A 16,791-nucleotide genomic window follows, 5' to 3' on the forward strand; every position below is an offset into this window, starting at 1 on the left:
ATGATGGTTTCCAAAGTTGGTGTCGCAACCCCTCGGAATCATATCGAAACTCGGCCGTCCACCGTTACGTCAGCGTTCTGACACAGCCTCTCAGAATCTTCAGGCCGTGACCGTTCCAAAGATGAATCGAAGGCGTTCCGCAGAGTAGAAAGCGCTTCAGCATCCGACAATTTGGTGCAAGACGTCTTATGAAATTCGTAATCCATCCTGAGAAACAAGATTCCCAGTCCGACGATGGCTACTCCAACAGCGACCACTCCGAGTACGAACTTAACAATCCGGCTCATGCACGCCCTGTAATCCATTAACGTTGCCGCTGAGTGTATCCTTCCCGTCGAAGGCGCAAGTGCTGTAAATGACTATTTCTGGTCGCTCCCGCCCCCTCACTGCCCCGCCGGGGCATAGGTCCAGTTCTGGGCGTTGCTGCCGTCCATCATCGCGGTTTCGGCCATCAGCAGGCGGCCTTCGCGCCAGTAGCGGATGCGCTGGGGATAATCATGGTCGGGATTGGCGAAGCTGATGTCGCGCACGCCCTGTTCCAGCACGGGGAAGACCGTCTCCTTGCCGCCCTCCGGCGCGGCGTGCAGCGTCAGCGTTCCATCCGCCGCCCGCACGATCCGCATCACCTCCCAGCTTTGCAGGCTTTCGCCGCGACCGGTGCGGCCCATGCCGATCATCACCCCGCCGCGCGGCAGCGACCAGAGTTCCTCGGTCCAGCGGTCGCCCCGTTCCTGCTGCCATTCGCCGGTCAGCCATTCGGGCAGGTCCGCCGCCTGCGCCAGCGGTGCCGCGCCCAGCATCAGCGCCGCCAGCATGATCGATACGCTCTTCTTCACCCGCTACACCCTCTGTCCAGACCCGCGACCCTGCGCTATGGAGCGCGCAACATCTCTCCCGCTATCTCGGACCGGCCAGCGCGCCGGGCAAGGACAAATCTATGACTTTTCGCATGCCTGCCGAATGGGCGCCGCACGACTGGACCTGGATCGGCTTCCCGACCAACCCGGAAGAATGGCCCGGCGCCTTTGACGGCGCGCGCCGCCAGATCGCCGATTTCGCCAGCGCGCTCCATGCCGATGGCAAGGGCGAAGAGGTGCGGCTGGTCGTCGCCAATGAGGCGGATGCCGACGCTGCGCGTGCCCTGGTGGCACCGGGTGTCACCATCGCCGTCCACAGGCTGGGCGACGTATGGCTGCGCGACACCGCGCCGATCGCCGTGCTGAACGGGGTCACGGGGGAACGCGCACTGGTCGATTTCGGCTTCAACGGCTGGGGCGGCAAATATCAGATGCCCGGCGACGAGGATATCGGCGCGCGCCTGGCCGCGACCACCGGTATGGCGACCTCGACCCAGAACTGGGTGTTCGAGGGCGGCGCGATCGACACCGACGGCACCGGCCTGTTCGTGACGACCGAACAATGCCTGCTCAACCCCAATCGCAACCCGGACCTCGATCGCGGCAAGATCGAGACGCTGCTGGCCGGCGCGCTCGGCCTGTCCGACATGTTGTGGCTGGGCGATGGCCTGCTCAATGACCATACCGACGGCCATGTCGACAATCTCGCCCGCTTCGTCGCGCCGGGCAAGCTGGCGCTGCCGATCGCGACCACGCCGGACGATCCCAACACGGCGATCTATGCCGACGCCCGTGCCCGCGCCAAGGCGCATGGCGTCGAGGTGGTCGACATTCCCTCGCCCGGCCTGGTGCTGGTGGATGGCGAGGCGATCCCGGCCAGCTACATGAATTTCTATGTCGGCAATGCCGCCGTCATCGTCCCCATCTATGGCCAGCCCAATGACCAGGCGGCGCTCGACGCCTTCGCCCCCTTCTTCCCGGAGCGTCGGATCGTTGGCCTGCGCAGCGACGCGATCCTGTCGGGCGGCGGCAGCTTCCATTGCTGCAGCCAGCAGATGCCCTCGCTGGTCTAAGGGTTAGTCCCCCGTTGCGGGGATGCTCATGCGGGCGCAATTTCCGGGCCGGGCGACGCAGCATCGCCCGGCATCAGGAGCATTGCCCCATGTTTCGTCCGATCCTTGCCACTTCACTGATCCTGCTGGCCACCAGCGCCGGCACCGCTCAATTGCCCAGCATCATCGGCATGGGCGCCGACAATGCCGCCGGCGTGCTGGGCTATTGCGTCAAGAACCGGCTCGTTGACGCGACGAGTGCCAATGCCATGCTGGACAAGCTGAACAAGAAACCGGGCGTGAAGGGCTCGGGTGCATTCAAGTCTGGCGAGACCGGCATCATCCATGCCGGCAAGAAGGACATCTCGCTCGACAGCCTGAAGGGCGATGCCAAGGGCAAGATGTGCGCCATGGTGCTCAAGCAATCGGCTTCCTTGCTGTAGGCGCTTCCCGGTAGCGCGGCGGCGCCATAGCCCCTATATCGCGCGGCGAACCCATCATGGAGTGATGAATGACCCGCGTGACCGTCGCCGCCCTGCAGCTCGCCTTTTCGGACGACATGGCCGACAATATCGCCATGGTCGCCGATCATGTGCGCAAGGCCGCAATCCGCGGGGCGAAGATCATCCTGCCGCCCGAACTGTTCGAGGGCCATTATTTCTGCCGGCAAGAGGACGAAGCCCTGTTCGACCGCGCCCAGCCGACCGAGCAGCACCCCGCCGTGCAGGAAATGCGCAAGCTGGCCAAGGATCTGGGCGTCTATATCCCGACCAGCTATTTCGAACGCGACGGCCATCATTATTACAACTCGCTGGCCATGATCGACGACGAAGGCGAGATCATGGGCGTCTATCGCAAGAGCCACATTCCCGACGGACCGGGTTATGAGGAAAAATATTATTTCCGTCCCGGCAACACCGGCTTCAAGGTGTGGCCGACCAAATATGGCACCATCGGCGTCGGCATCTGCTGGGACCAATGGTATCCCGAAACCGCGCGCTGCATGGCGCTGATGGGCGCGGAAATGCTGTTCTATCCCACCGCGATCGGCTCCGAACCCTATGATGCGGATCTGGACACCAGCCGCATGTGGCGCCGCGCGATGATCGGCCATGCGGTCAGCAACTGCATGCCGGTGATCGCCGCCAACCGCATCGGCGAGGAAGAAGGCCAGAAATTCTATGGCCACAGCTTCATCAGCGACGAATGGGGCGATTATCTCGCTGATGCTGACGCGAAGGACAATGGCGCACTGGTCGCCACGCTGGACCTCGCCAAGGCGAAGATCCACCGCGCCGGCATGGGCTTTTTCCGCGATCGCCGCCCCGAACTGTACGGCCGTATCGCGCAGGATATCTGATAGTGTCCGCTACCCGGACCAGGATCGGCTGATGCCCTCGATCCTGGTCTATATCGCCGCCGCCCTGGCCGAAATCGCCGGCTGCTTCGCCTTCTGGGCCTGGCTGCGGATGGACAAGTCGATGTTGTGGCTGATCCCCGGCACGGGGTCGCTGCTGCTCTTCGCCTGGCTGCTGACTTTGGTCGATGCGGCCGCCGCCGGCCGCGCCTATGCGGCCTATGGCGGCGTCTATATCAGTTCGGCGCTGCTCTGGCTCTGGCTGGTGGAGGGCGTGCGGCCGGACCGATGGGACATGGCCGGCGTGACGCTCAGCCTCGTCGGCGCCGGCATCATCCTGTTCGGCCCGCACCGGGCCTAATTGGCGGACGTCAGCCCCGCCAGTTCCACTGCCCGCGCGAACACCGCCTCGAACATCTCCGCCGTCAGCCGGTTGGTATTCTGGTTGTAGCGCGAACAATGATAGCTATCGATCAGCATCCGCCCGTCCGGCATGCGATGCTCCGCGCCATGCGCAAAACGGGCCTTGGGCAGCTTGCCGCCAAGCACCTTCACCGCCGACTGATGCGCGATCTCGCCCAGCGCGACGAAGGTCTGCGCGCGCGGCAGTTGCGCCACGCCATCGGCCAGGAAGGGGCGGCAGGCATGGACTTCAGCCGGCACCGGCTTGTTCTGCGGCGGCAGACAGCGGACCGAATTGATGATGATCGCGTCGCGTAGCTCCAGCCCGTCATCGACCCGCGCTTCATAATTGCCCTGCGCCAGGCCGAATTTCTTGAGCGTCGCGAAGAACAGCTCGCCCGCGACATCGCCGGTGAAGGGCCGCCCGGTGCGGTTCGCGCCCTGCTTGCCCGGCGCCAGGCCGATGATGCCGATCCGCGCCATCGGATCGCCAAAGGCGGGCACCGGCGCGTTCCACCAGTCGGGATGTTCCGCCCGGCATTCCGCGCGCAGCGCGACCAGGCGCGGGCAGAGCGGACAGTCGCGGGGCGGTTCGCTGGATGCCAGCGGGCTATGATGGGGGCTTTGCAGGATCATGGCGCTCAGATAGGCGCTGCACCATGCCGGACACAAGCCGCCACCTCTATGCGCTCTCGATCGGGTCGAACCGGCCGCTCTCGGCCCGGCTGACGCCGCCGCGCCTGCTGGCCGAGGCGGTGCGTCGGATCGGCGCGCTGGGCGATGTCGTCGCGCTGTCGTCGACGATCGAGACGCCGCCGCTCGGCCCCTCGCGCCGCCGCTTCGCCAATGCCGCGCTGCTGGTCGACAGCGCCCTGCCCCCGTCCGCCATGCTGGCCGCGCTGCAGGGAATCGAGACCGGGCTCGGCCGTCGCCGCTTCCAGCGATGGGGGGCACGCCGGCTCGACATCGACATCATCCTCTGGTCGGGCGGGCGCTGGCGCAGCCGCGACCTCCTCATCCCCCACCCCGCCTTCACCCAGCGCGACTTCGTCCTGCGCCCGCTCTGCGCCATTGCGCCCGACTGGAAATCCCCGCCTTCCGGGCAGAGCGTGCGGCATCTGCACGCGCTTTTGCGAAAAGCGACCTATCATCGTGCCACAAGAGGTTGACCAGCCGCGCGCGCGCCACTAGTGCGAGCGGTCTCGACAGGGGGTCCATAGCTCAGTCGGTAGAGCAACTGACTTTTAATCAGTAGGTCGCTGGTTCGAACCCAGCTGGACTCACCATTTTTAACCTGCAATCAGATACTTAACGCACTTCACCTTACAAGATCGAGGTGCGGTCGGCTCTGACCGTGTACAAAAGTGTGCGCTGGCACCTCAGACTTTTCAGACACATAACCCTTGGGCTTTGTGTCGCCAAAAATCAGAAGGTCGGAATATGGCCTGAGATGTTGCACTGACATTTGGGCATATCGCCTGACCAAAACCTCGGACTCCCAGCCGCCCAGCTCCCGAAGTACCCAAAGTTTTTTTACAGAAGACGATGACTGCGGGGCCGTTTTGCGCGCCCCCTTCGATGATGGCTCGTGCATGAACTGAGCATAGGCAAGCCAAGCCAAGCATAACGACAAATTTCTGGCTGGTGCCTCTTAGATTCAATTCTCAGCGGAAATTTACGCCCCGCCCGGGCCGCTTCTCAGTGGAAATCAACAACCTAGTGAATTTCAGCAGGCAGAAGATACGACTTAGTCTGCCGTCGCCCGCCAAAAAATGACCCGTCCAGCTATTGCCGGACGGGCCAGTGAGCAATGCGCCAACACCGGTGCGCGGGTGATGATCGAAATCGAAGGCGCCCGGCATCGGCGGATGGCGCATGACCGCACGGTCCGGATCAGCGTGCCGAAATCTCGAGCCTGGGCGGGGGCGAAGAGCCGCAACCCTGAAGCACGAATGAAAAGCGTGCAGGCACTGATTTTGACAGTCGGACACGTGACAGTCTGAAATGACAGAAAATATCTTGCGAATATCCGGTCTGCCTTCGTAGCCTGAACAGCGATGAAAACGGAAATGATCGGACTGCCGCTGGCGCGACGTATTGCGCTGGCCGCCCAGGGTTTTGCCGCCCCTCGCCCCGGAACAGCCGGCATCAGCCATCTGCGCCGCACGGTCGAGCGCGTGCAACTGCATCAGATCGACAGCGTCAATGTCCTGGCGCGGGCACATTATCTCCCGGCATTTTCGCGGCTGGGGGCCTATGACCGCAGCGATCTTGATCGACTTGCCTGGGGACCAAGGCGCCAGCGCCGGCTATTTGAATATTGGGCGCACGAAGCCTCGCTGCTGCCGTTCGACCTGCAACCTTTGCTGCGCTGGCGGATGGAGAGCGCGGATCGCGGCGAAACCGGATGGACCGGCATGCGCCCCTTCGCCACCGAACGCCGCGCCCAAGCCATGGCGCTCCTGGCGCGCATCCGATCGGAAGGCGCGATGGCGACATCGGACTTCGAAACCCACAGGGGGCAGTCGGGCTGGTGGGAATGGAGCGATACCAAGCGCGCATTGGAATGGCTCTTCTGGGCCGGGCACATCACGACGGCAACACGGCGCGGCAGTTTCGAGCGGGTATATGATGTGCCCGACCATGTCCTGCCACCTGACATATTGGCCATCCCGACCCCCGCGGCGCCGGACGCGCATCGGGCCTTGATCGAACGGGCTGCGCGATCCCATGGCATCGCGACTGAAAGGCAGCTGCGCGACTATTTTCGCCAGCCCCCTGCACAGGCGCGCGCCGCGATAGAGGAACTGGCGCAGGAAGGCATATTGATCCCGGTCGCAGTGGAAGGATGGCGACATGCCTGGCTCCACCGCGAGGCGAGGCAGCCCCGTCGCATCGATGCGCGAGCGCTGCTGGCGCCGTTCGACCCGCTCATCTGGGAACGCGACCGGACTGAGCATTTGTTCGGCTTGCGCTATCGCATCGAGATATATGTGCCTGCCGAAAAACGGACATATGGCTATTATGTATTGCCGTTCCTCCTGGGCGACCGCCTGGTTGCCCGCGTCGATCTGAAGGCGGATCGGGCGGCCTCGGTACTGCTCGCGCGTTCGGTGCATCTGGAGCCCGATGCCCCTCCGGACGCTCATGACGCCCTGCTCGAAGAGCTCAGCATCATGGCGACCTGGCTGGGCCTTGCCTCGGTCCGCGTGGGGCAGCCCTAGCGCATTGTCAGCCCGCTGCCGCCACGCCCCGGGCACAGGCCGCCCACGGTCTGCGCGCGTCCGCCGCGGCAGCCCATCAGGGTCCGACATCATCGCCGCCGGCCCGAAGGCGGGAGCCCTGCCGCTGGCCAAAGCCAAGCGCCTCTGCCACTCGATCATTCCAGCCATAAGGATCTGCCCGGATTACGGGCGCCCCTTGATCATCGAACAATATCGTCGAATAGAACAGGCGAACCGGGATTTCCCGCGGCAGTTCGACAAAGCCTTCCTTACCGCTCGCGCGCGCCTTGTTCCATTGATCCAGAATGCCTTCGTCCCGGGCGATCTTCTCGGCAAAACCCACCGCATCCTCGACCCGGACACAGCCATGGCTGCGCTGGCGCTGAACCTCGGCGAACAACTGCTTGGCCGGCGTATCATGAAGATAGATTTCATGGTCGTTCTTCATGTCGAACTTGACCATCCCCAGCGAGTTTCTGGGGCCGGGCTGCTGCACGATCCAGCCATCCTTCCAGACCATGTTGTTGCGCTTCATGTAGCCGGCGCCCTTGCCTGCAATCTCCTTGTTCTGGATCGATCGAGGAACCGTCCAGGTCGGATTGGCGACCAGCCGATAGATGGGCGACCCCAACTGGGGCGTTTCGGTGTCCGGTTCGCCCACCACCACCTTGCGGGTGTCGGCAATCTTCCCGTCGCGCCAATAAGTGAGGCGCGCGGCGGCGAGGTTGACGTCGATCCGCGTTCCGGGCGGCGCCCGGTCAAGCCACCGCATCCGCTCCATGGCAACGGCGATTTCCCGCGCCCGATCGGCATCCGACAGGTTGAGGATTTCAAGGGCCTTTTCGCCGATCACGCCGTCGGGCTTGATGCCATAATCGACCTGCATATGCTTGACGGCGCGCACCAGCGGCTCGGCGTAGCGATCGCCGGCATTGCCAGCCCGATCCAGATAACCGGACGCGACCAGCTGCCGTTCGATCGCGGGCATGCGGCTGTCGGATGTTCCAGGATCGATCGGCTTTCCTGCGTCCGGGATGGGTTTTGCGGTATCGCTTCGCTGCTTCCCAAGCGCCAGATAGGCCCGGGAAAGATTGCGATAGTCTTCCTCCTGCGGCGCAAGGCCATCGAGCCAGCCGCGCAGCTTGCCCGATGCCAGTGCGTCTTTCAGCCCGCGTTCGAGATCCGGCTTGGGCGCGCCCAGTGTGTAGACCTCATAGAGCTTTTTGGGGTCGCTCGCGCCGCCAGCCAGCGCCCTGGCATAGCGCAGGGCGCTACGGGTAAGCGCGTCCTGACCGGCGCCTGTTCCTGGCTCTCCTTCAACGGCGAAGGAGAGATGGTCGAGGCCATGCACGGCGCGACTGTCAATGGCCTGCTTGAGATCATGGACTGCGTCCTCGTTCCACTGCGCTTGCCGCTGCGCCGACGCCGTGTCGGCCCGGTTTCCGCTGCCCGACTGGCTGCCGCAGGCCGCCAGGGTCAGGGCGATGGCGACCATCGGAAGGGCGACAAGAGACTTGGGCACGCATTTCTCCTTACAAGTTCTTTCCTGCAACGCGCGACCCTGGTCGAGGCTCCGGCGCATCGGCGCGGCCTTGCCATTGATCGGACGCCACAGGCACGACAACGCCCCTCAGGCGACAAATTCGGCGGGCGTGTCGGCCTGCAGCATCTGGGCGAGACGGGCTGCGTCCCAATTGCTCAGGCGAATGCAGCCATGACTTTGCGAACGGCCGATCAGGCTGGGTTCGGGGGTTCCGTGGATGCCATAATGGGGCTTGTCGAGATCGATCCAGACGACCCCCACGGGATTGTTGGGCCCTGCGCTCAGCTGCGCCTTCTGGTCGCTGCTGTCCGCGTCCCAGAAGAGATCGGGGTTATAATGATAGGTGGGCATGAAGGCGGTTGTCCGGATCGTCCACTTTCCCAGCGGCAACGGATCATGGTCGCTGCCTGTCGTCGCGGGAAATTGCGCAATGAGCCGACCTTGTGCGTCATGGACCCTGAGCACGCTTTGCGATTTGCTGACGATGATCCTGGCTGCGCGGGGCTGGCTCGCACTTATATTGAGATCCGACAGCATGTCCCGCCACTGGCCCGGGAGGCCCGGATCATAGGCCCGGTCAGAGGGGATAAGTCCCGGCAGCAGCAATTCCATACCCGCCCTCGGAGTCTTGAGACCAGGATTGAGCTGCAGGAGGGTATCGCTGCTTGTGTGGAAACGTTCGGACAGCTTCTCGAGCAGGTCGCGATAACCAAGAAAGGGAAGCGAGGCCTGATCGACGATCCTTGAGGGAATGTCGGGCGTGAAAGATGCTTCCAGCGCTTCCGCTCTTAGAACCATGCGAATGAGCGTCGGCGCCCGCTCGCTCGCCAGTGCCTTGCGGCTCGCGGCATCCAGCACGCCGCTTTGTTCGAGGCCCCGTGCCTCCTGAAAGGCCTTGAGGGCGGCTACGAAGAAGCGGCCATGTTTTCCATCGATGATGCCCGGCGCAAAGCCCGCTCGGTCAAGCTGAACCTGGGCCTGGAATATGGCCGGGTCGATGCCTGCCGGAAGGCTGGCCGCAGCGCCCGTCTGATCCCTGGCAGGTGCGGCGGCCTGGACGGACGCCGCAAAAATGAGACCAACCGAGGCCAGAATCCGAAATTGCCATGGAACCGATCTTTTCACGTCGCCAGAATCACCTTATATGGCAGGAACATAGGCAACGCTTGCGAGCGGCCTTTATCTCCCTGAAACATGTTCGGGACCAACGACATTTATGATATTCGATCGACGGTCGGTGCTGTTTGGCACCGCGGCCTGCGGCATGGCACAGTTGTTCCCAGCCGCCGCCTGGGCAGCCATTCCGGAAAGACGGCTTGCCTTTCGCAACCTGCATAATTCCGAGCATATCGACATCTGCTATTTTTCCGGCGGGCGTTTCCGCCGGGACGGCATCGCCGAGCTCAATCATTTCATGCGCGACTGGCGTACGGGCGAGACGATCAAGATGGATACGAGCCTGCTCGATGCACTCGTCCATCTCCAGGCAGCGACCGGCGCCGACAAGCGCGCCTATTTTACCCTGATTTCGGGCTATCGCTCGCGCAGGACCAATGGCAGGCTGTATCGCAGCTCATCGGGCGTTGCCTCCAAGAGCCAGCATATGCTTGGCAAGGCCGTCGACATAAGGCTCAAAAATGTCCGCCTCGCCAACCTCCACAAGGCTGCCCTGTCGCTGCGCGCAGGCGGCGTAGGCTATTATCCCGAAAGCAATTTCGTGCATGTCGATACCGGCCGGGTTCGTCATTGGTAGGAAACGCCTCCTGCCGACGTAGCCACCACCCCGCTCGTCCCGCGTGAAGGGAACTCACGGAACCATGTATTAGACGGTACCATTCGTCTCGGGGGAGAGAAGGAGATGGCCGATGCATATCCTGATCATAGAAGACGAAGCGATCCTCGCCATGCATCTCCAGATGTTTCTGGAAGAACTGGGCGCCGACAGTTGCGCTGTAGCGGCTACCCAGGCCGAGGCTGTCCGCGAGGCGCTCGATCACAAGCCCGACCTCATCGCGTCTGATGTCAATCTGCCGGAGGGAAGCGGGCCAGGGGCGGTAAAGGCGATCCGTTCGCGCCTTGGCGATATTCCGGTAGTTTATATCACTGGCACCCCGGAACAGGCGAGGATTGCAGACCCTGGTCCACCCGTCATTGCCAAGCCTATTCGGTGGCTCGACCTCGTCGAGGCGACACAAGACCATGGCCTGCCCACACCTCTACCGGCCGACAAGGAGTGACCGGCAGGCTTCCCAGAAGGAAAATCAGGCAGCATTCGCCAGTTGGGAGATGTCGAACGGCTTCGCGGCGAGCCCATGCTGCGCACGGATCGATTCCAGATAATCGAAGATGCTCACCACGACATTGTCCTGTGTGCTGACGTCAGCCCGATTGCTTTCAAGGCTGCCGCCATTGAGCAGGGCTTCAAGCGCGACCCGCGCTCTTGCGACGCGGCTCTTGATCGTCCCGACAGCAACCCCAATAATCTCGGCCGTCTCCTCATAGGATATGCCGCCCGCGCCCACCAGGATCAGCGCCTCTCGCTGCGGCACCGGCAATTGCATCAATGCGCGCATCATGTCGCGCAGCTCGACGCTCTTTTCCTGGTCAGCCGGCGCTGCAAGGACGCGATCAGCGACGAGATCGTCCCATTCACCGACGAACCGCTTGCGCCGCATTTCGCTCAGAAAATGGTTGCGCAGGATAACGAAGGCCCAGGCCCGGAAATTGGTGCCGGCGACATAGCGTTCACGCGCGCGCCAAACCTTGAGCATCGTCTCCTGTACGAGATCATCCGCCGTATCCCGATTACCCGCCAGGCTCCTTGCAAAAGCACGGAGCTGGGGAAGGACGGCAGCAAGCTGTGCCTTGAAATCCGTGTCCGAAAGACGCGGCATTTCAGTCGAGGCCAATATGTCATTCTGCATGCTGCGTCCTTCCATAACTGGTCAAGAGAACGTTCCGCCAGTGTATCTGTTCCCAAAAAGCAACGCCGCCTGATCGCAGAGCTGGGCACATCCTTTGCCACGGAGAGGATGGTGACCCCGTCCAGGCCGCTTCGCTCCACCCCGGTCACCCGTTCACGATCGTCCCGCCATTGGGGTGAAGAACCTGACCCGACATATAGCTGGCATCCTCGCAGGCGAGGAACAGGAAGGCCGGCGCGACCTCGTTGGGCTGGCCTGGCCGCCCCATCGGCGTGCTTTCGCCAAAATGTTCGAGCTTCTCCGGGCTCGCGCCGCCACAAGGATTGAGCGGCGTCCAGATCGGCCCGGGCGCGACGGCGTTCACGCGAATGCCCTCGCCGACCAGATTTTCCGACAGGGAGCGGGTAAAGGCGGTAATGGCGCCCTTGGTCGCGCTATAGTCCAGCAGTTCCGAACTGCCCTGATACATGGTCACGCTTGTGCAGTTGACGATGGCTGCCCCGCTTTTCAAATGCGGTCGCGCCGCCTGGACCAGGAAGAACATGCCGAAGATATTGGTCTGGAAGGTGCGGCGAAGCTGATCCTCGCTGATGTCGGTGACATCCTTGTCGGGATGCTGTTCACCGGCATTGTTGACGACGATGTCGATCTTGCCGAACGCCTCCAGGGTGCGGGCGACAATCTCGTCGCCAAAGGCACGCGCGCCAATGTCCCCCCGGATCATGATCGCCCGTTGCCCCTCCCCTTCCACGATGCGTTTCGTTTCCGCGGCATCCTCGTCTTCCAGCAGATAGACGATCGCGATGTCAGCGCCTTCGCGCGCATAGAGCGCCGCTACCGCGCGCCCGATCCCGCTGTCGGCGCCGGTGATGATCGCGACCTTCCCCGCAAGCCGGCCCGAGCCCTGATAACGGGGCTGCCATTGCGGCTTCGGACTCAGCCTGCTCTCATGGCCCGGCAGCGCATCCTCATGGATCATAGGGGTGGTATCGCTCATCGCATAATCTCCTTTGCTCCAAAGAACCCTTTGCGCGCCCGGGAGTTCTCCGTGCGAGAAACGGATGGTCGCATCCAGCGAGCATCCAGACCTTGTCCACGCCCCATTCAGGCCTCTCGAGGAGATGAACCATGCCGCTCAAAGCGCTGGCGCTTAACTGCACGCTCAAGGTAGGCAGGGGCGCGGAGAGTTCGACCGACGCGATGATCGCCGTGCTGGCGGAAGCCTTCAGTCAATATGATGTGACAGTCAGCGAGACGGTCCGGGTTGCAGCTCTCGACATCAAGCCAGGCGTCACCTCCAACGAAGGGGATGGCGATGCCTGGCCGGGACTGCGCGAGAAGATCCTCGCGCACGACATTCTGATCTTTGGCGGACCGATCTGGATGGGACAGATCAGCAGCATCGCCAAACGGGTGCTGGAGCGGATGGATGCCTTTCTCTCCGAGACCGATGATGAGGGCCGGATGCCAAGCTATGGCAAGGTTGTCGTCGCGGCGATCGTGGGCAATGAGGATGGCGCTCATTTTGCCAGCGCCCAATTGTTCCAGGCATTGAACGATGTGGGCTGGACGATCCCCGCTGTTGCCGCCTGCTATTGGGTCGGCGAAGCGATGGGGTCGGTCGATTTCAAGGATCTCGACGAGACGCCGGAGATGGTGACGAAGACGGCGAAGATGGTCGCGGGCAATGCAGCGCATCTGGCCGGCCTGCTGCACTCCAGCCCCTATCCCGGTTGAGCCCCATGGCAGATCTGCCGCGCAGGTTCCGCGAGAATATCGTCCTCTATGGCGCCCTCTTGGCCAATGTCGGGATCGCCATCGCCAAATTCGTGGCGGCAGCGATCAGCGGCTCTTCGTCCATGCTGACCGAGGGGGTCCACTCGCTGGTCGACAGCGGCAACCAGGTCCTGCTGCTCTATGGCCAGGCAAAGGCCAGGCGCCCGGCCGACGCCACCCACCCCTTCGGCTATGGCCGCGAACTCTATTTCTGGGCTTTCGTCGTCGCCATCCTGATCTTTGCCGTCGGCGCTGGCGTCTCGATCTATGAGGGATGGCTGCATATTGCCGAGCCTGAGCCGTTGCGCGATCCCACGATCAATTATGTGGTGCTGGCGGTCGCTGTCCTGCTCGAAGGAACCAGCTGGGCCATTGCGGTGCGCGAGTTCAACGGCAAGAGGGGCTCAAGCAGCTGGTGGCAATCGATCCGCCGATCGAAGGATCCGGCCGGTTTCATCGTCCTGTTCGAGGATAGCGCAGCGCTGATCGGCCTTGGCATTGCGGGCATCGGGGTCTGGGCCAGCCATCATTATGCCGACCCACGGATCGACGGTTTCGCATCGATTGCCATCGGTCTCATCCTGGCCGGGGTGGCGATTTTGCTCGCGCGCGAAGCCAAGGGGCTGCTGATCGGCGAAAGCGCCGATCCGGCGATCATTTCGGCGTTATGGGCCATTCTGGAAAAGCGGCCACAGATCAGCGCGGTCAATCATGTCCGCACGCTCCATACCGCGCCCGATGCAGTGTTCGTGGCTATCAGTGCCGATTTCGTCGATGATCTGCCGATGGGAGACGCAGAGCGCCTGATCGAGGACATTGAGCGCGAGATGAAGGCCTGCGTGCCCGATCTGACCTCCATCTACATCCGGCCGGAAAAACAGGCGGATGCCGTACAGCAGAAGCCACCGTTCTAGTTCCCTCGCTTGCCCTCGACGGGCGGGATGAAGCTCACCTGGGCCAGCCGCCACGCTTTGTCTTCCCCTTCCGGCCAGTAATATCGCGGATGACGGCATTGCGCCGGGGGATGCGTGTCATGGACTTCCGCCCGGATGAGCCGGCCGGTCTCGCGCAGGCGTATCGTGGCACCGGGAAATTCCGCCTTGAGCCGATCGCACAGGCTTTGCGCATCCTCCGAAAGATCCGTGCTCGAAAGCGCCCTGGGCGCGCCATCGACCAGTTCGGCCGTGGACGATCGCAGCGCCTTGATCCCGTCATTGAGGACGTCGAGCGAAATGATGGCAGCCGCCACCGAGTCGGCCCACCACCAGCCAAGCCCCAGCCCAATGATGCCCGCGAGCCCGGCCGCCCCGGTCAGCCAGTTCGCCTTGTTCATGAGCGCATCGGTATGCAGAAGCTTGTCGTTGAGCGCCTGCGCCAGCGGCAGTTCCTTCCGGCCGATGAAGAGTGGCGGAATGAGCGAATAGATCTGAGCGGCGATCATCAGCCAGCCTAGCCAGATATCCTGGCCCAGAATGACGATCGAGCCGACGCTTGCATGTTCCGCCGCGCCCAGCGCGATCAGCGCATTGTAGAGCAGCAGCGCGCCAACTGCCGTCAGCGCAACCGCTGCGACGAAAAATCCTAGACCATTGACGCGCTCGAACCCGAAGGGAAAGCGGCGCGAGCGATGGGCGTGGCGTTCCATATGGGCGGCGATCAGGAACATGACAGGCGGAACGAGCCCCAGCGTGTCCTCGATCCAGGCGGTCTTCATCGTCTGGCTCTGGCCAAGCACCAGCCCCATCGTCACGATGATGGTGAGCGTCCAGAAGATGTTCCAATATTCCAAGCGCACCGCCCGTGCCATGGGCTCACGCAGTTCGTCGGGAAGGCTTGTCTCGCTCATTCTTCGCGCGCCTCCTGCGAAATGGCGCGGCTGGCGCGCTCGACTGTCATGATCCACCGGTTCTCGCCATTGCGCATCGCCGCCTTGAGCTCGAGTGGTGCCGCCTTCGTGCCGGTCTTCGAGAGGGGCGGGCCAAAGGCCACGTCCATTGCCCAGGGGCTTTCGGCCAGGAAACGCCCGATCACCAGGTCGAGCGTGCCATCGTCAAGCTGCTGGAAGAGCCCCTCGCCTGCACCTGACCGCCAATGCGCTTTCGCCCCGGTTCGTCGCTCGATTTCATGGACCAGCCTTTGGACTTCCGGCGCCGCGTCAATGGCAGGATCGGCCAGCGCCACCGTGAAGGTTCGCTTGTGCGCGATGCGATTGGATGTGCCGGCCGGATCGCGTGGCAACATGTCACATGCGGCAAGCAGCAGCATGGCCAGGACGATCACGCCCCTCATCGGTCGGCCGCCCTTTGCCCGGCATTGCTGTCAAACCGATAGGGATCAAATGCATCCCGATCCGGATCGGCTTCTCCCGCCAATTCGCGCTCGAGCATCTGGGCTGCGAGCGAGGCAAAGGCGATACCATTGCCGCCATAGCCTGCTGCAAGCCAGACATGGGGCATAAGCGATGTCGCGCCGATCGCCGGCAACCCGTCGGGCGAAGCGCCAAAGGTGGCAGCCCATTGGCGATCGATCGTCACCGGCGCGCCGAGCAGCGTTTCGAGCTTGGCGGCAATCACCCCGGCCTTTTGCGATATCAGGGCGTCGCGTGTGTCGGCATCTGCCTCCTCGATATCTTCACCGCCTGCAATGATTCGGCCAGACTCGTCGGTGCGCAGATAGAGATAGGGATCGCTCGCTTCCCAGATCATGGCATTGCCCTTCCAAAGCGGTGCCATGCCCGGCGGCGTCGCCATGGCAAAGCTGGTCAAGAGCGAGAAGGCCGACGGCAGGAATAATGAGGGCCGCTCATAGCCGGTGGCAAGGATCACCTCGCCCGCATGCAGGCTGTCTCCACCCTCCATCTCGATATGGACCCTGTCCCCATCCGGGTGCAGGCCGATGACATTCACGGGCCATGCAAGAGCAGCACCGCGCGATACGGCCAGCTCTATCAGCGCGTGACATAATCGGACCGGATCGACCGTGAAACCACCGTCCGAGAGGATTGCGGCACGCGGCGCTATGCCGAAGCGCTCGCGTACCTGATTTCCATCAAGCCATTGCGATGGCAGGCCATGGCGACGATGCATGGCGGCCTCAGCCGCGAGGGCTTCATCATCGAGCAGTCCGCCAGTGAGATAGAGTGTGGGACAGTCCTGCTTGAGGGCGCTCAGCCCCATTGCCTCGATGCGCTCCGACAGATCGCGCACGGCGCCCAGCACCCTGGTCCAGCGTCGCGCCGCCTCCGTTTCCCCGATATGGCCGGCCAAGGTCAGCATCGGCACATCCATCGTCCACATGAGCTGCGCGGTTGATGCGGCGGTGCTGCCACAACCAGGCGGCCGCCGATCCAGGAGCGCAACGCGCCGCCCACCCGCGCTCAGCCGCTCGGCCAGAATTGCGCCCATGATACCGGTGCCGATGATGGCGATATCGACGGCGTCCCGCGACAGGCCTCCGGCAGGCGGCAGCGTCCAGTCCGCCTCACGCCAGGGGACGCTGCCGCTACGCAGATTACGCCCTTCACTCAGGCCTGTCGTGGGTTGCGCCATGCGATCCTACCGGATTGTTGCTGATGGATAACGTCCGGCAGCGCAAAAGATCCATGCGTCGCCAATCGAGGTCCAATCGAGGATAGCGGAGGCGACCGCCATGATTGG

Annotated in this window: 20 protein-coding genes and 1 tRNA gene; 12 read left to right on the plus strand and 9 right to left on the minus strand. The window is 63.0% G+C overall.

The genetic code is table 11. The features are described 5' to 3' along the window. Positions 1 to 383: 383 nt before the first annotated feature. Positions 384 to 836 (minus strand): DUF6265 family protein, encoded by a 453-nt coding sequence (locus tag GGQ90_RS18300; RefSeq protein ID WP_188083422.1) that lies wholly within the window; start codon positions 834 to 836, stop codon positions 384 to 386. A 101-nt stretch (positions 837 to 937) separates the two neighbouring features. On the opposite strand from GGQ90_RS18300, the gene GGQ90_RS18305 reads away from it, so the two are divergent. The 4 genes from GGQ90_RS18305 to GGQ90_RS18320 all read left to right on the plus strand — a co-directional run bounded on the left by GGQ90_RS18305 (position 938) and on the right by GGQ90_RS18320 (position 3,627). Then, positions 938 to 1,930, plus strand: coding sequence for an agmatine deiminase family protein (locus GGQ90_RS18305; protein ID WP_188083423.1), 993 nt, complete (start codon positions 938 to 940; stop codon positions 1,928 to 1,930). 89 nt (positions 1,931 to 2,019) lie between these two features. Next, positions 2,020 to 2,352: a DUF2501 domain-containing protein gene (locus tag GGQ90_RS18310; RefSeq protein ID WP_188083424.1), complete on the plus strand. Its 333-nt coding sequence runs from the start codon at positions 2,020 to 2,022 to the stop codon at positions 2,350 to 2,352. A 68-nt stretch (positions 2,353 to 2,420) separates the two neighbouring features. After that, complete coding sequence (aguB, locus tag GGQ90_RS18315; protein WP_188083425.1) at positions 2,421 to 3,269, plus strand: N-carbamoylputrescine amidase; 849 nt, start codon at positions 2,421 to 2,423, stop codon at positions 3,267 to 3,269. Positions 3,270 to 3,300: 31 nt separating this feature from the next. Further along, complete coding sequence (locus tag GGQ90_RS18320) at positions 3,301 to 3,627, plus strand: YnfA family protein (RefSeq protein WP_188083426.1); 327 nt, start codon at positions 3,301 to 3,303, stop codon at positions 3,625 to 3,627. On the opposite strand, the gene GGQ90_RS18325 is transcribed toward GGQ90_RS18320, so the two are convergent. Continuing rightward, positions 3,624 to 4,304 carry a uracil-DNA glycosylase gene (locus GGQ90_RS18325; RefSeq protein ID WP_188083427.1) on the minus strand — a complete coding sequence of 227 codons (681 nt, stop codon included), beginning with the start codon at positions 4,302 to 4,304 and terminating at the stop codon, positions 3,624 to 3,626. The two genes, GGQ90_RS18320 and GGQ90_RS18325, sit on opposite strands and share 4 nt — an antisense overlap. A gap of 23 nt (positions 4,305 to 4,327) precedes the next feature. Here GGQ90_RS18325 and folK point away from each other — a divergent pair, with 23 nt between their 5' ends. The 4 genes from folK to GGQ90_RS18345 all read left to right on the plus strand — a co-directional run bounded on the left by folK (position 4,328) and on the right by GGQ90_RS18345 (position 6,892). Beyond that, positions 4,328 to 4,837 carry a 2-amino-4-hydroxy-6-hydroxymethyldihydropteridine diphosphokinase gene (gene folK / locus GGQ90_RS18330; RefSeq protein ID WP_188083428.1) on the plus strand — a complete coding sequence of 170 codons (510 nt, stop codon included), beginning with the start codon at positions 4,328 to 4,330 and terminating at the stop codon, positions 4,835 to 4,837. A gap of 41 nt (positions 4,838 to 4,878) precedes the next feature. After that, positions 4,879 to 4,954: transfer RNA gene (locus GGQ90_RS18335), tRNA-Lys, on the plus strand. Between the two features lie 486 nt (positions 4,955 to 5,440). Beyond that, positions 5,441 to 5,671 (plus strand): hypothetical protein, encoded by a 231-nt coding sequence (locus GGQ90_RS18340; protein ID WP_223178329.1) that lies wholly within the window; start codon positions 5,441 to 5,443, stop codon positions 5,669 to 5,671. Positions 5,672 to 5,737: 66 nt separating this feature from the next. Beyond that, entirely contained in the window at positions 5,738 to 6,892 is a 1,155-nt protein-coding gene (locus GGQ90_RS18345; RefSeq protein WP_188083430.1) for a winged helix-turn-helix domain-containing protein, read from the plus strand. 76 nt (positions 6,893 to 6,968) lie between these two features. Here GGQ90_RS18345 and GGQ90_RS18350 read toward each other — a convergent pair whose 3' ends face one another. Both GGQ90_RS18350 and GGQ90_RS18355 read right to left on the minus strand, forming a co-directional pair. Beyond that, positions 6,969 to 8,414, minus strand: coding sequence for a L,D-transpeptidase family protein (locus GGQ90_RS18350; protein WP_188083431.1), 1,446 nt, complete (start codon positions 8,412 to 8,414; stop codon positions 6,969 to 6,971). A gap of 108 nt (positions 8,415 to 8,522) precedes the next feature. Next, positions 8,523 to 9,527: a L,D-transpeptidase family protein gene (locus tag GGQ90_RS18355; protein WP_188083522.1), complete on the minus strand. Its 1,005-nt coding sequence runs from the start codon at positions 9,525 to 9,527 to the stop codon at positions 8,523 to 8,525. A 124-nt stretch (positions 9,528 to 9,651) separates the two neighbouring features. Between GGQ90_RS18355 and mepK the strand changes: the two genes are divergently transcribed. After that, entirely contained in the window at positions 9,652 to 10,188 is a 537-nt protein-coding gene (mepK, locus tag GGQ90_RS18360; RefSeq protein ID WP_188083432.1) for a peptidoglycan L,D-endopeptidase MepK, read from the plus strand. A 112-nt stretch (positions 10,189 to 10,300) separates the two neighbouring features. Further along, positions 10,301 to 10,672, plus strand: coding sequence for a response regulator (locus GGQ90_RS18365; RefSeq protein WP_188083433.1), 372 nt, complete (start codon positions 10,301 to 10,303; stop codon positions 10,670 to 10,672). Positions 10,673 to 10,696: 24 nt separating this feature from the next. Here GGQ90_RS18365 and GGQ90_RS18370 read toward each other — a convergent pair whose 3' ends face one another. Both GGQ90_RS18370 and GGQ90_RS18375 read right to left on the minus strand, forming a co-directional pair. Continuing rightward, positions 10,697 to 11,359: a sigma-70 family RNA polymerase sigma factor gene (locus tag GGQ90_RS18370; protein WP_188083434.1), complete on the minus strand. Its 663-nt coding sequence runs from the start codon at positions 11,357 to 11,359 to the stop codon at positions 10,697 to 10,699. A 145-nt stretch (positions 11,360 to 11,504) separates the two neighbouring features. Then, entirely contained in the window at positions 11,505 to 12,356 is an 852-nt protein-coding gene (locus tag GGQ90_RS18375) for an SDR family oxidoreductase (RefSeq protein ID WP_188083435.1), read from the minus strand. A 131-nt stretch (positions 12,357 to 12,487) separates the two neighbouring features. On the opposite strand from GGQ90_RS18375, the gene GGQ90_RS18380 reads away from it, so the two are divergent. Together GGQ90_RS18380 and GGQ90_RS18385 are read left to right on the plus strand one after the other, a co-directional pair. Beyond that, positions 12,488 to 13,096 (plus strand): flavodoxin family protein, encoded by a 609-nt coding sequence (locus tag GGQ90_RS18380; RefSeq protein ID WP_188083436.1) that lies wholly within the window; start codon positions 12,488 to 12,490, stop codon positions 13,094 to 13,096. A gap of 5 nt (positions 13,097 to 13,101) precedes the next feature. Further along, entirely contained in the window at positions 13,102 to 14,049 is a 948-nt protein-coding gene (locus tag GGQ90_RS18385; protein WP_188083437.1) for a cation diffusion facilitator family transporter, read from the plus strand. Here the strand turns inward: GGQ90_RS18385 and GGQ90_RS18390 are convergent. The 3 genes from GGQ90_RS18390 to GGQ90_RS18400 are packed head-to-tail and all read right to left on the minus strand — an operon-like array spanning position 14,046 to position 16,683. Then, positions 14,046 to 14,981, minus strand: coding sequence for a cation efflux transmembrane domain-containing protein (locus GGQ90_RS18390; protein ID WP_188083438.1), 936 nt, complete (start codon positions 14,979 to 14,981; stop codon positions 14,046 to 14,048). The two genes, GGQ90_RS18385 and GGQ90_RS18390, sit on opposite strands and share 4 nt — an antisense overlap. Next, positions 14,978 to 15,424 (minus strand): hypothetical protein, encoded by a 447-nt coding sequence (locus tag GGQ90_RS18395; protein ID WP_188083439.1) that lies wholly within the window; start codon positions 15,422 to 15,424, stop codon positions 14,978 to 14,980. Before GGQ90_RS18395 ends, GGQ90_RS18390 begins: the two co-directional genes overlap by 4 nt. Then, positions 15,421 to 16,683 (minus strand): NAD(P)/FAD-dependent oxidoreductase, encoded by a 1,263-nt coding sequence (locus GGQ90_RS18400; RefSeq protein ID WP_188083440.1) that lies wholly within the window; start codon positions 16,681 to 16,683, stop codon positions 15,421 to 15,423. The genes GGQ90_RS18395 and GGQ90_RS18400 overlap by 4 nt, the downstream gene beginning before the upstream one ends. Between the last annotated feature and the right edge of the window lie 108 nt (positions 16,684 to 16,791).

This window comes from Sphingobium scionense (assembly GCF_014197035.1).
Taxonomy (GTDB): domain Bacteria; phylum Pseudomonadota; class Alphaproteobacteria; order Sphingomonadales; family Sphingomonadaceae; genus Sphingobium; species Sphingobium scionense.